The organism is Pseudomonas sp. SDO5522_S412 (assembly GCF_054071215.1).
The window spans coordinates 1-15,362 of the sequence record NZ_JBSVWQ010000050.1 but is presented as its reverse complement, the minus strand read 5'-3'; the positions used below and the strand labels follow the sequence as shown (position 1 = coordinate 15,362).

General features: G+C 60.1%; 16 protein-coding genes. 7 read left to right on the top strand and 9 right to left on the bottom strand.

What is annotated here, in order from left to right; translation table 11 throughout:
* Positions 1-51 precede the first annotated feature (51 nt).
* From ACW9I6_RS13480 to ACW9I6_RS13470, 3 genes are read left to right on the top strand one after another with little or no spacing between them, the layout of a single operon-like run.
* The gene (locus tag ACW9I6_RS13480; RefSeq protein WP_102368483.1) at positions 52-1,632 is read left to right on the top strand and encodes an ABC transporter substrate-binding protein; all 1,581 of its coding nucleotides are present in this window, start codon (positions 52-54) and stop codon (positions 1,630-1,632) included.
* Between the two features lie 5 nt (positions 1,633-1,637).
* Positions 1,638-3,143: an argininosuccinate lyase gene (argH, locus tag ACW9I6_RS13475; protein WP_023659030.1), complete on the top strand. Its 1,506-nt coding sequence runs from the start codon at positions 1,638-1,640 to the stop codon at positions 3,141-3,143.
* 11 nt (positions 3,144-3,154) lie between these two features.
* A complete protein-coding gene (locus ACW9I6_RS13470; RefSeq protein ID WP_457339425.1) occupies positions 3,155-4,978 on the top strand; it encodes an ABC transporter ATP-binding protein in 1,824 nt (607 codons plus the stop codon).
* A gap of 44 nt (positions 4,979-5,022) precedes the next feature.
* Here ACW9I6_RS13470 and ACW9I6_RS13465 read toward each other — a convergent pair whose 3' ends face one another.
* The 6 genes from ACW9I6_RS13465 to ACW9I6_RS13440 form a co-directional block, all read right to left on the bottom strand.
* Positions 5,023-5,319, bottom strand: a complete 297-nt coding sequence (locus ACW9I6_RS13465) for a DUF3144 domain-containing protein (protein ID WP_003207921.1) — start codon at positions 5,317-5,319, stop codon at positions 5,023-5,025.
* Positions 5,320-5,401: 82 nt separating this feature from the next.
* Positions 5,402-6,694 carry a PQQ-dependent sugar dehydrogenase gene (locus tag ACW9I6_RS13460; RefSeq protein ID WP_457339424.1) on the bottom strand — a complete coding sequence of 431 codons (1,293 nt, stop codon included), beginning with the start codon at positions 6,692-6,694 and terminating at the stop codon, positions 5,402-5,404.
* A complete protein-coding gene (locus ACW9I6_RS13455) occupies positions 6,691-7,119 on the bottom strand; it encodes a DUF2231 domain-containing protein (RefSeq protein ID WP_177021316.1) in 429 nt (142 codons plus the stop codon). The genes ACW9I6_RS13460 and ACW9I6_RS13455 overlap by 4 nt, the downstream gene beginning before the upstream one ends.
* Before the next feature lie 123 nt (positions 7,120-7,242).
* Positions 7,243-8,745: a glycine betaine/L-proline transporter ProP gene (proP, locus tag ACW9I6_RS13450; protein ID WP_003207926.1), complete on the bottom strand. Its 1,503-nt coding sequence runs from the start codon at positions 8,743-8,745 to the stop codon at positions 7,243-7,245.
* A gap of 128 nt (positions 8,746-8,873) precedes the next feature.
* Entirely contained in the window at positions 8,874-9,764 is an 891-nt protein-coding gene (locus ACW9I6_RS13445; protein ID WP_008433288.1) for a bestrophin family protein, read from the bottom strand.
* Between the two features lie 86 nt (positions 9,765-9,850).
* A complete protein-coding gene (locus ACW9I6_RS13440; protein WP_102605056.1) occupies positions 9,851-10,357 on the bottom strand; it encodes a GNAT family N-acetyltransferase in 507 nt (168 codons plus the stop codon).
* Positions 10,358-10,458: 101 nt separating this feature from the next.
* Between ACW9I6_RS13440 and ACW9I6_RS13435 the strand changes: the two genes are divergently transcribed.
* Complete coding sequence (locus tag ACW9I6_RS13435) at positions 10,459-11,367, top strand: DHH family phosphoesterase (protein WP_457339423.1); 909 nt, start codon at positions 10,459-10,461, stop codon at positions 11,365-11,367.
* A 78-nt stretch (positions 11,368-11,445) separates the two neighbouring features.
* Complete coding sequence (locus ACW9I6_RS13430; RefSeq protein WP_457339430.1) at positions 11,446-12,141, top strand: tRNA (adenine(22)-N(1))-methyltransferase; 696 nt, start codon at positions 11,446-11,448, stop codon at positions 12,139-12,141.
* 3 nt (positions 12,142-12,144) lie between these two features.
* Here ACW9I6_RS13430 and ACW9I6_RS13425 read toward each other — a convergent pair whose 3' ends face one another.
* Complete coding sequence (locus tag ACW9I6_RS13425) at positions 12,145-12,999, bottom strand: aldo/keto reductase family oxidoreductase (protein ID WP_457339422.1); 855 nt, start codon at positions 12,997-12,999, stop codon at positions 12,145-12,147.
* A gap of 71 nt (positions 13,000-13,070) precedes the next feature.
* Between ACW9I6_RS13425 and ACW9I6_RS13420 the strand changes: the two genes are divergently transcribed.
* The gene (locus tag ACW9I6_RS13420) at positions 13,071-13,703 is read left to right on the top strand and encodes a TetR/AcrR family transcriptional regulator (RefSeq protein ID WP_023659027.1); all 633 of its coding nucleotides are present in this window, start codon (positions 13,071-13,073) and stop codon (positions 13,701-13,703) included.
* A 92-nt stretch (positions 13,704-13,795) separates the two neighbouring features.
* Entirely contained in the window at positions 13,796-14,659 is an 864-nt protein-coding gene (locus ACW9I6_RS13415) for a DNA/RNA non-specific endonuclease (protein WP_457339421.1), read from the top strand.
* Positions 14,660-14,678: 19 nt separating this feature from the next.
* Here the strand turns inward: ACW9I6_RS13415 and ACW9I6_RS13410 are convergent, their stop codons facing one another.
* Both ACW9I6_RS13410 and ACW9I6_RS13405 read right to left on the bottom strand, forming a co-directional pair.
* Positions 14,679-14,858, bottom strand: coding sequence for a DUF1289 domain-containing protein (locus ACW9I6_RS13410; protein WP_003207939.1), 180 nt, complete (start codon positions 14,856-14,858; stop codon positions 14,679-14,681).
* A 4-nt stretch (positions 14,859-14,862) separates the two neighbouring features.
* The gene (locus ACW9I6_RS13405) at positions 14,863-15,234 is read right to left on the bottom strand and encodes a hypothetical protein (protein WP_008433303.1); all 372 of its coding nucleotides are present in this window, start codon (positions 15,232-15,234) and stop codon (positions 14,863-14,865) included.
* Positions 15,235-15,362: the final 128 nt, after the last annotated feature.

Sequence of the window (15,362 nt, the reverse complement as noted above, 5' to 3'; positions counted from 1 at the left end):
GCGGTTAAACACGCCCTGTGTGTCCACCAGAATTATCAAGCGAGAAAGATTATGCGGCGTCTGAATTGCCTGGAAGTATTGATACGGAGTTTCGCTGTTGTCGGCATCCTTGGACTGTCGGCGGGCCTATCGTTTGTTGCCAACGCCAAAGACCTGAAGAAGCTGACATTCGTTCAAGGCGCTGATATCGATACCCTGGACCCAGCGATTTCGCGCAGTGTGCCTTCCTATAACGTGATTAATCACCTGTTTAATCGGTTGGTCGCATGGGACGGTCATGGGCATAACACGTTTGTAGCTGATTTGGCGCAGTCATGGTCAAGGTCCGAGGATGGACGGCAATGGATTTTTATCCTGAAACCGGGAATTACCTTTCATGACGGCACGGCGTTTGATGCTGCAGCGGTGAAGTTTAACCTGGACCGAATCATGAACCCCAAGCTCGGTTCTCCGCACCGGTCCTACTATGCGGATATAGCTTCGGTGGATGCGCTAGCGCCGAATGAGTTACGCATCACCACAAAAAATCCGTCACCCACAATGTTGGAGTTACTGGCAAAAGAATCTTCGTCAATCAGCAGTCCGGCCGCTGTCGTTAAATATGGACGGGCTTATGGGCACCATCCCGTCGGTACCGGGCCCTACGTATTTGATAGTTGGATACCCAACGACCAGGCCGTTATTCATAAGAACAACGCTTTTTATGGAACAACGGCAAAACCGGAAACCATCGTGTTCCGTCCGGTCAGGGAAGATTCTTCCCGAGTCATAGAGCTGCGAACGAACAATGCGGATATCGCGGCAAATTTATCGCCCGAGGCGGCTATTGAATTAAAGGAACTGAATAAATCCACCTTGCTGCGGGTACCCAGCACATTCCAGGTGTTCTTTGAAATGAACCTGACCAAACCGCCCTTTGATGACCCGCGCATACGGAGGGCGGTGAGTATGGCGATTGATCGCCAGGCATTGGTCGACAAAGTGTTGTTGGGATATGGAAAAGCACCCACTGGCCCATTTCCGGAGGGTACGCAAGCCCGACGTGAATTCCCTCCGGTGAAGTACGACCCTGATGCGGCAAGAAAAATAATTAACGAGGTATATCCAGGCGGTTATCCAGGCACCGTAGTTATATGGACCCCGGCGGGACGCTATACCAAAGATCGCCAGGTCTCGGAAGTTGTCCAAGGCTATCTTAACGCCGTGGGGCTGAAGACCGAGTTTAAGGTATGGGAATGGGCAACGTATCAAAAGAACTTGTATCGCCCCGAGCCGGGCAAGGGCACGGGCAAAGGTAGCAATGACGCAAACATGTGGTTACTGGGAACGGGCATATCTGACGCGGATATTCGTTTGCGTCGAAAGTTGTCCAGCGGCGACCCGCAGAATCTCACGGGTTACAGCAACCCTCAGGTAGACAAATTACTTCAGTTGGCCTCGCGTGAACTGGATGAAAAAACACGCATGTCCTATTACGGCCAGATTCAGCAGATTCTATGGGAACAAGACCCGGACAATCTGCCGCTGTTTGACCAGGAGCAAATAATTGGTGTGCGTAAAGCGTTGAATGGCCTGGATGTCGATTATGAAGGGACCATCGATTTGACGAATGTAGAACTTATTGAGCGGTGATTTAAATGTCGAATTTACATGCCAACGAAACACTGTTAACCGACGCTCGCCTGAGTGCTCCTCCCGCTGAACGCATGGTCAAGTACCATGATATTCCGGCACTTGAGACCGAGAAACGTCAGTTTCACGAGTTTGTCGAAGTGGACCTGGCGCACACCGTGATGCTGGTTGAACAGCAGATTCTTTCTGTGTCGGTCGGGCAAGCCATCCTCGCGGAGCTGCGGTTGATTCGGGACATGGTTCCCGCCGACTTCCCGTTTGATGTAAAGAAAGGCAGCTTCCTGCTTCAGGTTGAATCGTACCTTTTCTCCCGGATCGGCGAAGACTCGGCCGGGCAGATGCACACCGGCCGCAGCCGGATAGACCAAGGGGCAACGGTACGCCGCCTGTACGACCGCAAGCGCATCCTGGCGGTGCTGGACCGTATCAATGAGTTCCAGGTGGCGTTGATTCAGAAGGCCTCCACGCATTCGGGCACCATCATGCCCGGCTACACCCATATGCAGCATGCCCAGCCCTGGGTGTTCGGCCACTACCTTTTGAGTTTTACGTCGAGGCTGCACGACAGCTTCAGCCGCTTGATGCACGCTTACACCCGGGTCAATCGCAACCCCCTTGGTGCCGTCGGCCTGGCCGGCACGTCCTGGCCGCTGGACCGTGGGCGCACCACGCACCTGTTGGGGTTCGACAGCCTGGTAGAAAACTCCAAGCTGGGCCGCGAAGCATGGTACGCAGCAGAGACGATTGGCGCATTGTCCTTTGTCATGGCCGACCTGAACGACCTGGCAACCGACCTGCATATCTGGTCGAGCGTCGAATTTGGAACGGTGGAAAGCCACGACGGTTATTGCGGCACCAGCAGTATTTTCCCGCAGAAGAAAAATCCCAGCGGCTTGGAAACCATCAAGAAAGCTGCAGGTGGATCGGTGACCTGGCTCAGCACGGCCCTGGCCACTTTCCGGTCCGAAGGCACCGGCGACCAGGCGATGCGCGACCTGCCGTTGATCCATGATGCGCTGGCCACCACCGAAGGCATGTTGGACCTGTTTACCGGCATCATTGAAACCCTGGTGGTGCATGAGGACCGGATGACAGCCCTGCTCTCCGGGAGTTGGTGCACCGCCAGCAACCTCGCCGATGTGATCGTTCGGGACCGGGGCATCTCTTTCCGCCAGGTCCACCACATCGTGGCCCGCCTGGTGCGTAACTGCCTGTACGAGGGCGTGGCTCCTGCCGGGGTGACCGGCGCCGCACTGGATCAAGCCAGCGTGGAAACTGTCGGCTCAACCCTGGGCTACTCGGATGCCCAGGTCCGCGATGCTTTGAACCCGCGCCGTTTTGTCGAGACCCGCACTTCCGCGGGCGGCGTCGGCCCGGACGAGGTCCGGCGATTATTGTCGATCGCCCAGAACGAGCTGGAGCAGGACCGTGAGTGGGTTGCGCAGAGCCGGCGCAAGGTCGATCAATCCCGTGCCGACCTTGACGCGGCCATCTCGGCGATCGTCGATTAAAGGAGCGCCCCATGAACGAGAATTTGGTAGCCCGGGTGAAAAACCTGAGTGTCGGCTTCGGCACCAGAGGGCGCGAGACGCCGGTGGTGCGCGATGTGTCCTTCGAGGTGATGCGCGGTCAGACGCTGGCGATCGTGGGTGAGTCCGGCTCCGGCAAATCCGTCACCTCAATGGCGATGATGGGCCTGATCAAGCGCGCCGGCGGACGGGTGCTTTCGGGCTCGATGGAGCTGCAAACCAGGAATAACCAGATTGTCGACCTGGTGGCGGCGCCCGAGTCTGTCATGCGCACACTGCGGGGCTCGTCCATGTCGATGATCTTTCAGGAGCCCATGACTTCGCTGAATCCGGTCTTCAAGATCAGCGCGCAACTCATCGAAGGCATCTTGCTGCATCAGCGGTGCAGCCGTGCGCAAGCCGAAGCCCAGGCATTACGCATGCTGGACCTGGTGCGTATTCCGGATGCGAAGCAGGTCATGAACCGGTTTCCCCATGAGCTTTCCGGCGGCATGCGCCAACGGATCATGATTGCGATGTCGCTGGTCTGCGAGCCCACACTGCTGATCGCCGACGAGCCGACCACAGCGTTGGATGTGACGGTGCAGGCGCAGATCCTGCGGATTATCAAGGAGCTGCAAGATAGCCTGGCCATGGGCGTGATCTTTATCACCCACGATATGGGCGTGGTGGCGGAAGTCGCAGACCATGTGATGGTGATGAAGAAAGGCGAGACCGTTGAGCAAGGTCCGGCAAGGGCAGTGCTGCAGGAGCCCAAGCAGCCCTACACCCGGGCATTGCTGGCGGCTGTTCCAAAAATCGGCTCAATGCGTGGCACTCAACTTCCCGCAAAATTTGCCTTGATCGATGATGACGTCGCAGCGGGTGCAGAACCTGCGCCTGGCGTGGCCCCGGACTACCAGAGTCCGCCAGTGCTCAGAGTCGAGTCGTTGTCCATTCGGTACGACCTCAAAGGTGGTCTCCTCGGGAAGGTCCGGCGCCGTGTGCATGCCGTCGAAGGCATCGACTTTGATATCTACTCAGGTGAAACGCTGGCCCTGGTGGGCGAGTCCGGGTGCGGGAAATCCACCAGCGCTCGTGCGATTGCCGGGCTGATGCCGATACAGGGCGGGAATATCGTTTTCGGTGGCAAGAACCTTACGACGTTGAACAAGAGCGATATGAACTCGCTGCGCCGCGATATCCAGATGGTCTTCCAGGATCCCTATGCATCCCTGAACCCGCGTCTCACGATCGAGAACAGCCTGCTGGAGCCGCTGCATGTTCATGGCATTGCACATGGCGCGCAAGCACGAAAGCAGGTGCGAATATTGCTGGAGAAGGTGGGGCTGTCGGCGGAGCATGCACAACGCTATCCGCACGAGTTCTCGGGTGGGCAGCGACAGCGGATCTGCATCGCGCGGGCGCTGACTCTGTCTCCGAAGCTGATCATCGCCGATGAAGCCGTCTCGGCGCTGGACGTGTCCATTCAAGCCCAGGTGATTAATCTCCTGCAGGACCTGCAGCGCGAGATGGGCATTTCATTCCTGTTTATTTCCCATGACCTGGCGGTGGTCGAGCGGGTCAGCCACCGGGTGGGGGTGATGTACCACGGACGCATCGTTGAGATCGGGCCACGCCAGTCAGTGTTCGAGCAGCCTCAGCACCCTTACACCCAAAGGTTGCTGAGCGCGGTGCCCTCGGCGGACCTGAACGTGCCCAAAAAGCCGTTCAGCCTGATGGAGGAGAGCGTGCCCAGCAGGATTTACGAGGTGGGCTACAAGGCTCCGCCGATCAGTTACCGCGAGGTCGCCGCGGGCCACTTCGTTGCAATTTGAGCGCCGGGTATCACAGGTCGACACACCGCCCTGTGCGGGCGGGTTCAACTGCCCTTAACGAGCATGTACTTGCTGAAATTGTTGATGTGATCATCAAGATTATCCTCAAGCATCATCCGGTACTGATCACAGAAATACTTCAGCATCGCCTCACGGGCCTGGGCCATTTCTTCGCCGGATTTAAAGCTGCGTGCGCTGACCCAGGCATTGAAGCGTGTGGTGCCGAACATCATCGAGGCGCTGACTTTGCCCAGGTCGGCGAACGCCCTGAACTGCTCGTTGGACAGCTCGATGTGCGCGTCCGCGCGATCATAGAAGCCGTTGTCGGTGGTGTCTGGCATTGCGGTTACCTTCCTGTTCGTGAGTGCGGCGAAGGTACCGCCGCGCTCCACAGGAAGGCAACCACATCGGCCGCTTCAGGCTTTATTTATTGCGCGTCACCCTCCACACCGTGTTGGCCAGGTCATCGGCAATGATCAGCGCACCCTTCGGATCAACAGTGACCCCCACCGGCCGGCCGCGAGTCTTGCCATCGTCCCCGCGGAAACCCGTGGCGAAGTCCAGCGGCTCACCGGCAGGCCGGCCATTGCTGAACGGCACGAAGATCACCTTGTAGCCCACCGGATTGTCCCGGTTCCAGCTGCCGTGCTCGCCGACGAAGACGCCGTCGGCATATTTCTCGCCCATGGCCGGGATGGAAAAATCGACGCCCAGCGCGGCGACGTGGGAACCCAGGCTGTAATCCGGCTTGATCGCGGCGGCGACCTTGGCCGGGTTCTGCGGTTGGGCGCGGGTGTCGACGTTCTGGCCCCAATAGCTGTAGGGCCAGCCGTAGAACTCGCCTTCGCGCACCGAGGTCAGGTAATCCGGCACCAGGTCCGGCCCCAGTTCATCCCGCTCGTTGACCACCGCCCACACCTGCCCGGAGCCCGGTTGAATGGTCAATGCCGTCGGGTTGCGCAAACCGGTTGCATAAGGCTTGTGGGCGCCGGTGGCGGCGTCGATCTGCCAGACCATCGCCCGGTCGATCTCGACCTCCATGCCGCGTTCGGTGATGTTGCTGTTGGACCCGATGCCCACATACAGCGAGCGGCCGTCGGGGCTGATCGCCAGGGATTTGGTCCAGTGGTGATTGATCGCGGCGGGCAGCTCGGTGACGGTGGTGGGCGGGCCACCGGCCTTGGTCTGGCCGTCTTCGTAGTCGAAGCGCACCAGCGCATCCTGGTTCGCCACGTACAGCTTGCCGTCGGCAAAGGCCAGGCCGTAGGGCGCGTTGAGGTTTTCGGCGAACACGGTTTTCAACTCGTAGGTGCCGTCACCGTCGGCATCGCGCAGCAGGGTCAGGCGATTGCCGCCCTTGACCTTGGTGTTGCCCTCGGCCTTGATCACGCTGGCGATCACATCCTTGGGCTTGAGTTTCGCTGCGCTGCCGCCCCGGCCTTCGGCGACGAGAATGTCGCCGTTGGGCAGCACCAGGGTCTGGCGCGGGATCCGCAGGTCGGTGGCGATGGCCGTGATGCTGAAACTCTCGGGCACCGTAGGTTTCTGCTCGCCCCAGGCCACCGGTTCGGCGATCTTCATGCTGGGCAACAGGCCGCGCTGGGGTTCCGGCAGCTTGGGGTCGGGGCCGCGAGCTTGAGTGCTGTCGGCTTCGCCACCGCAGGCGCTCAACAACATCGCCATGCTTAAAACGGTCAGCGTGCTGGAAGGCTTCATTGGGCACCTCCCGAGCGCAGGTTGGTCAGCCCGACCCACGTGGTCACGCAGGCCAGCAGGGTCACGACGGCAGACAGCACCAGGCCCGAAGGCATCACGGCCCAGGCATCCTTCGCATGTTCAAAGGCATTTACCAGGCCCAGCGCCCAGGTCACCAGCAACAGCAGGAAGTACACCGTGGGGCGCCCGGCCTTGCGGTCGGCACGCAGCAGGTTGACCAGTGCAAACAACCCCGCCAGCCCGCAGAACAGCAGAGCGCCGGCGATCAGCCAGGCGGCGAAGTTGCTCCATTGGATCTGGTAGGTCTGGTAGTAGGCAATGTCGCTCAGCAGGGCGCCGAGAAACAGCGGGACGGTACCGGCCAGCAAGGTCGCGTGAAGCGGGCCAGGCGTGCAGCGGTAGGTGAGGGTGGTGGGGTCGGTCACGGGCGGCTCCTTATCGTTGAGCGGCCCTGATGAGGCTCATCAGGGCCGCGCTGACTGCGCTTAAGGAAGGAGCGTGCTGCTTGCGCGTTAGTTCACCCGCTATTCGTTTCCAAATATGTTGCGTCAGTTGATGCGTGGATGTTGCTGCACCAGGTTTTCACGCTTGGCTTCCAGCTCGGCGATTTGCGCGTCGATATCTTCGATCTTCTGCTCGATATTGTCTTCGTGCTCCTGCAGCAGCTCCTTGGCTTCCTCGATATCCGACGCCGCCGGTGCCGCGCCGCGCAGGGGTTTGTTGGCGGTTTCCTTCATGGTCAGGGCGGTGAAAAGCCCCAGCACGGCGAACACCATCAGGTAATAGGCCGGCATGTACAGGTTGTTGGTGGTCTCCACCAGCCAGGCCATGGCGGTTGGCGTGAGGCCGGCAATCAGGATCGAGATGTTGAAGGCGCTGGCCAGCGCGCTGTAGCGGATGTGGGTAGGGAACATCGCCGGCAGGGTGGACGCCATCACGCCGATAAAGAAGTTGAGCACCACCGCAATGATCAGCAGCCCCGAGAAAATCAGCCCGAGCTTGCCGCTGTTGATCAGCATGAACGCCGGAATGGCGAGAAAGAACAGCGCGATGCTGCCGAACAGAATGAAGGGTTTGCGCCCGATCTTGTCGCTGACAAAGCCAATCATCGGCTGCACGAACAACATGCCGACCATGATCGCGATGATGATCAACACGCCGTGGTTTTCGCTGTAGTGCAGGTTGTGCGACAGGTAGCTCGGCATGTAGGTGAGCAGCATGTAGTACGTGACGTTGGTCACCACCACCACGCCGACACAGGTCATCAGGCTGCGCCAGTGCTTGGTGGCGACTTCCTTGAACGAGACTTTCGGGCCGCCCGCCAGGCCTTCGCGGTCACCTTGTTCGAGTTGCTCCACGTGCTGTTGAAAGGCCGGTGTTTCTTCCAGGGCATGACGCAAGTACAGCCCGATCATGCCCAGCGGCAGGGCGAGGAAGAACGGCAGGCGCCAGCCCCAGGACTGGAAGGCGTCTTCGCCGATCACCGCCGAAATCAGCACCACCACGCCCGCGCCGAGCACGAAGCCGGCGATGGAGCCGAAGTCCAGCCAACTGCCGAGGAAGCCGCGCTTGCGGTCCGGGGCGTATTCGGCGACGAAGATCGAGGCCCCGGTGTACTCACCGCCCACCGAGAAGCCCTGGGCCATCTTGGCCAGCAGCAACAGGATCGGCGCCCAGATGCCGATCGAGTCATAGGAGGGGATCAGCCCGATGGCGAAGGTGCTCAGGGACATGATCACGATGGTCGCCGCCAGGACCTTTTGCCGGCCGTATTTGTCCCCCAGCCGGCCAAAGAACAGGCCGCCCAGCGGGCGAATCAGGAACGGCACCGAGAAGGTCGCCAGGGCCGCGATCATCTGTACGCTGGGAGACGCTTCGGGGAAGAACACCTTGCCGAGTACATAGGCGACAAAGCCGTATACGCCGAAGTCGAACCATTCCATGGCATTGCCCAGCGCAGCGGCGGTGATCGCCTTGCGCATCTTGGCGTCGTCGACGATGGTGATGTCATCCAATCCAATCGGATTGACGGTTTTCTTGCGTGATTTCATGGGAATACTCAGCCGCAGGTCCATTTCGATGCCACTGTTTTGGTGGCATGCGCTTAATGGGTCAGATACATGCGGACACTGAATAATTCACCACTGGCTTGATTTTTTTGTTAACGGCCCGGCAAGGATTAACTGATCCGCTCGCCCCCCAGGGAATCACGCTGCATCGACTGCAGGTTTTTTTCGATGGTTTCGCAGAGGGCTTCCATCTGGATCTGGTGCTCGCTGTCGCGGAACGGGCTTTGCAAATCGGTGCCGATGCGTTCGATGGCCAGCAGCATGAAGCCCACCACCGTGGACGCCAGCGGGGTGAACCAGCCCAGGGATTCCACTAGGCCCACCGGCACGATCAGGCAGAACAGCGAGATGAACAGCCGTGGGAAATACACGTAAGGGTAGGGCAGCGGCGTATTGGCGATGCGCTCCATGCCGCCCTGGCTGTTGGACAAATCCACCAGAGTCGACTCCAACCGTGCCAGGCGAATGCTGTCCAGGCGCCCGGCCTTGTATTCCTGGGCCAGCAGGGCTGCGGAGCCGTTGATGATGTCGTTGGAAAAGTTATTGGTACTGGTGCTGCGGGCGAACTCGTTGGCCGGCAGGAAGGCGCGGATTTCTTCCGGGCAAGGCTGGCCCCGCAAGTGCGCCGCCAGGCAGTTCACATACGCCACGTGACGGCGCAGCAAGGTCGCCTTTATCGGGTTGACCTCATTGTCCGGGTCATCCAGCAGCGTTAGCACTTGCCGGGCGAAGCTGCGGGAATTGTTGACCATCGCCCCCCACAACGTGCGTGCCTCCCACCAGCGGTTGTAGGCGCTGCTGTTGCGGAAACTGATCAGCACCACCAGCGCCGAGCCGAGCAGGGTGAGCGGCATCAGCGGCAGGTTGATCTTGCTGTTGAGGAACAGCATGAAGTCCACGGTGACGGCGATATCCCAGAGCAGCAGCCAGAACAGCGCCCAGCCTACATAGCCCATGGTCTTGATGATCAGGCGGTATTTTTTGATGATGGCAGCTTTCAAACGGAAACCTCGCGGCGAGCGGTAAACATCAATGCCCTAGCTCGGACGGTGTTTACCGGGTAAAGGTTCGCCGGCGGGTCGGCTCTTCAGGCCTGGAATGTCAGGACAAAGCGGTTTTCGCCCTGGGGCTTGCCGTCCGGTGCGGGCTGGTCGGGCACGAAACCGCAGCGGGTCAGGACTTTTTGTGAGCCCACATTCTCGGGGTACACGTACGCCACCAGTTGGGTCAGTGCCCAGCGCGCCTGTGCCTCGCGGATCAGATGGTTCAGCGCCAGGGTTGCCAGCCCTTGCCCGCACGAGCGCTCACCCACGCGGTAGCCGACTTCGGCAGAGCCCTTTGGCGAGTCGATGCTTTTCAGGTTGGCGCGACCGACGATTTCGCCGTTGGCGTCTTCGATCACGAACGGGTGCCATGTGCCGGTGGCCAGGCCTGATAGATAACCGTCAATATGCTCGGCGACGCCCTGCACCGAGTAAAACGATGGGTCGCGCGCCTCGATATGCGACTCGAACCAGTCACGGTTACGGGCTTCGAAGGCCAGCAATGCTTCAGTGTCCGTACTGCTCAGCTCGCGAACGCGAAATGACGTCATTGCTCGAATCTCCAGGGTTGTTCTGTCCATTTAGTCATGTTTTCGTCATAAAGGCGTGTGAAATTTGCCTGCCAAAAATATGAAATCATGGAGTTTTTCCGATGAGGGTAGTCACCTCCGGCTCGGCGTATCTGGACATCGATGCATACGCCTGCTGCATTGCGTATGCCGAGTTGTTGAATCGTCAGGGAATCGAGGCGCGTGCCGTCAGCAGTGCTCCACTGAATGCCAGCATCTCCAGGACCGTGCTCGGCTGGCTATCATCATTGGATGACTATCGACCCGGGCCCGGCGATGAGTTTGTGATGGTGGATATCTCGGACTTCCACCACTTCGACCCGGTGGTCGTGCTCGATCAGGTGGTGGAGGTGATTGACCATCACCCGGGGTTTGAAACCTATTGGGCGCAGAGGCTGGGAAGTGCCGCAGACATCCGTTTGATCGGTGCAGCAGCGACGCAGGTTTTCCTGCGTTGGGAAGCGGCCGGTTTGTTGCCGCTGATCAGTGAGCACAGTGCCGCGCTGCTGGCCACGGCAATCCTGGACAATACCCTGGATTTTACCGGGCAGTTGACATCCGCGGCGGATATTCGGGCTTATGAAACCCTCGCGCTGCTGGCCGAACTCGCGGCAGACTGGCCTGAGCGGTATTTCTCCGAGTGCCAGGCCACTATCGAGTCAGACCTTGCAGGCGCGTTGGCGGGTGACCTGAAGTGGCTGAAAGCCGACAGCAACCTGCCGCAGGTTTTTGCGCAGATGACGGTGTGGGATGCCGGTGCGCTGGTCCGAAAGCATCGCTCGACCATCGCTGATTGGCTGGCGGCGCAGGGGGAGGACTGGCTGGTGAATCTCATCAGTATCCGCGAGTGCAGAAGCTATTTCCTGGCTGAGCCCAAGGTCAGCCAGGAAAAACTGAGCCAGTTGCTTTCCATCGACTGGCAGGCCGGGATGGCGGTGCTGGATCGTTCGCTGTTGCGCAAGGAACTGGTAAGGCTGGCGGCCACTGATTGACGGCGCTCACCAAAGTGACGTTCCTCTTTGATGAACCCGCAATACAATGGCCAGGGTATTACCGAAAAGGAACGTCAGTTGAACGAACACACATTGTCCATGCGCCTTGAGCGCGTGGCGACGCACGTCCCCGCCGGGGCGCGCCTGGCGGATATCGGCTCCGACCACGGCTACCTGCCGGTGGCATTGATGCGCCGCGGCGCCATCGTGGCGGCGGTGGCGGGCGAGGTGGCCCTGACGCCGTTTCGCGCAGCCGAGCGCACGGTGCGCGAGAACGAGCTGGAGCGACACATCACCGTACGCCTGGCCAGTGGCCTGGCGGCGATCGAGCCGGGAGACGGGATTAACGCGATCAGCATCTGCGGCATGGGCGGCGAGACCATCCGCGACATCCTCGACAGCGACAAGGCGCGCCTCAACGGCCGGGAGCGCCTGGTGCTGCAGCCCAACGGCGGCGAGCAACCGTTGCGCCAATGGTTGATGGAGAACGGCTACCGCATCGTGTGCGAAGAGCTGCTGCGGGAGAACCGCTTCTTCTACGAAATCATCGTTGCCGAGCACGCCGGGCCTGTGACCTACACCGCCGAAGAACTGTACTTCGGCCCGCTGCAAATGCAGGCCCGCAGCCCGGAATTCCTGCTCAAGTGGCAGCGCATCCTGCGCCACAAACAGCAGACCCTGAGCGACTTCGCCCAGGCGCGGCAAGCGGTGCCCGAGGACAAGATGCAAGAGGTCGCCCAGCAGGCGCGGTGGATCGCAGAACTGCTGGCGTGAGGGTCAGCCTGCGAGGGTGTTCAGCTCTGCGAGTACCTCGCCCGAAAGATCCAGCTCGCCCACCGCGATGTTTTCCCGTAGATGGGTGACCGAGGACGTTCCCGGGATCAGCAGGATATTCGGGGAACGGCGCAGCAGCCATGCCAGGGCCAGTTGCATCGGGGTGACGCCGAGGCGCTGTGCGACGTTCGACAACACCGCTGACTGCACTGGCGAGAACCCGCCCAGCGGGAAGAATGGCACATAGGCAATGCCGTCCCGGGCCAATTCGTCGAGCATCGCGTTATCGTGTTGGTGGGCGATGTTGTACAGGTTCTGGACGCACACGAAGCGCACGATTTTTCGCGCCTCGGCGACCTGCGTCGGGGTAACGTTGCTGATGCCGATATGGCGTATCAGGCCCTGTTGTTGTAGCTCGGCAATGGCACTCAGGGGTTCTTCGATCGAGCCTTCGGCAGTGCCCATCACGCCGTGCATGGCCCGCACATTCACCACGTCCAGCACATCCAGGCCCAGGTTGCGCAGGTTGTCGTGCACGGCCTGGGTCAGCTCGGCCTTCGACGAAGCGTTGAACCAGGCGCCATCGTCGCCACGGCGGGCGCCTACCTTGGTGACGATCGTAAGATCGTCTTTATACGGGTGCAGTGCCTCACGAATAATCTGATTGGTGACATGCGGCCCGTAGAAGTCGCTGGTGTCGATATGGTTCACGCCGCAAGCGACGGCCTCGCGCAGTACGGCCAGCGCTGCATCACGGTCCTTGGGCGGGCCAAACACGCCTGGGCCGGCCAGTTGCATGGCGCCGTAGCCGATGCGGTTGACGGTGCGATCGCCGAGATTGAATGTGCTGGTGGTCATGGTCGGAGCTCTTGCTTGACGGGAGGAAGCCTATAATATGAAGGATCCTTCAGGTTTAGAATTCGCATTCCATGAGCCCTCTCAAAGCGTCGTTAAAGCCAAGAAAATCAGCGGTCCAGGCCCGGTCGGCGGCGACGGTGGAAGCGCTGCACACGGCAACCCTTCAGGTTTTGACCGCTCAGGGCCTGGTCCGCTGCACCACGACCCGCGTGGCCGAGCGGGCGGGCATGTCGGTGGGCAGTCTCTATCAGTACTATCCGAACCGCGATGCACTGCTTGCTGCGGTATTGGAGAAGCATCTGGTGCAGGTGGCCGAGACCGTCGAGCAGGCGTGCGATCAACACCAGGGCACCACGGTGGCGGAAATGGCATCGGGGTTTGTCACGGCTTTTCTCGCCGTGAAGCTGATGGACCCGACGGCGTCCAAAGCCCTGTATGCCATCGCAGGTGAGCGGGGCGGTGCGGAGCTTGTGGCGCGGATCAACAAGCGGGTGGTGGCCGCGATTGCAGCGATGTTGGCGACGGCGTCGGATGCCCGTTTTGAAGACCCATCCCTTACCGCCGCCATCTCGCTCAGCGCGGTGGTGGGACCGGTCCGGGCGTTGCTTGAAGGCAATGCATCTGCGGCCTTTGAAGCCGGCCTGGAACAGCAGGTGACCCGCATGCTGCGAGCTTATCTTCAAACCTATCAGTCACTTACGTAAACCGTGTTCAGGGTATTTTGCAGCGCTGCTTCGCACTAAAGTCACATCCATGGGTCCATAAGCCCCGCAATCGAACTTTGAAGATTTAACCCATGCACCTACGCAAAATTGCAGTTGGGCTGTCGGCCCTTGTTTTGCTCTCCACCGGGGCGCAAGCCCGTGGCCTGCTTGACCTCATCACACCACCTCAACCCCATACCTCCCGCTCGGGCTCCATCAGTCAGGGCGCGGCCCTGGATCTGTATTCAAGCCAACAGAAAAAGCCATCGTTCGACAGTTGCGCCGACCTGTTCCCGGCCGCACAACCGATCAACACGGCCACCGTGCCGGCCACCATGAAACCCCTGGCGCTGTGTTCCGACAATTTCGCGGTGCTGTACTCGCAAACCAGCAAGACCCCGCTGGTGGTGGTCGAACGCCTGAATGCCGGCCAGTTGAAGGATGCCAAAGGCGAAGAACGCACCAACCAGTTCTACCCCGACCCGCGTATTCCCAAAGGCGCGCGCGCCGAGTTGAGCGACTACCGTGGCCAACACCCGGCCGTGGACCGTGGCCATCAATCCCCGGCGGCGGATGCGCCGAGCACCAACGCCATGGCCCAGTCCTTTGCGCTGTCGAACATGGTCCCGCAAGACCCGACCAACAACCGCAAGATCTGGAGCAAGGTCGAGGCGGACGTGCGCAAGTTTGCCAAGCGCGCCGACGGCAACGTGTTCGTGTTCACCGGCCCATTGTTTGACCCGGGCTACAGCACCATTGGCGAAAACAAGGTCTGGGTGCCGACTCGCCTGTTCAAGCTGGTTTACGACGTGTCGTCCAAGCGCGCCTGGGCGTATGTTCTGCCCAACGCTGAAACCCGTATCGAGAAGCCGATGGACTACGCGACGTTTGTGAAGACTACCGGGCTCAAGTTGCTCGGGAATTTGCCGGTGACGGGGTCCGTCGGGCGTACTTGACGGCCTGAAACCGGGTGCGTCACTTACCCTTTTTCAACGTCTTCAAGCGCAACGTTGCGCGCTGCACAGCGGCCATCTTCTCTGGCCGCTTCATCTTTTTCCATTTGCGAATATCGTCCTTGGTGCGTCCACAACTCACGCACAGCTCACCACTGAGCTGGCAGGTTGAGACGCACGGGTTCTCGATATCTTTAGCCAAGGCTTTACCCCTTTACCGCATACAGTTTGAGCAGGCGCAGGCGCCAATTGCCGCCATGCTGCAGGTGGCATTCTTCCTCGGAGTCGAAGCGCACGTAGCGGTGCGAAGAAGGGCGATCCACCCCGGCATCCTCCAGCGCGGTGGCCGTCAGCTCGCGCATGCGCAGGTCCAGTCCGGTAGAAAGGGCCAGTTCCCGGTTCGCCCTGGTATCGAATACCCAGATGACCAGCAGGCTTTGGGCAAAGGCCTGGTAGTCGACTTCGTGGGTCAGCCAGTCGAAGCCGGTGATTTCGGCTTTCGCGATCTCACAGGCATCGGTCAGGGTCGCGACCAGGCGACGTTCGATGCGTGCGCTGTCGCGTTTGCTTGAAGACATGGGGATTCCTTGAGGAGCGAGGAGAGTGATGATACGCGAGAGGTCCACTGTAGGAGCTGTCGAGCTTTAGCGAGGCTGCGATGGCGGACTGGCAGGCGACATCTTTATTGCCTGACAGGGCCTCTTCG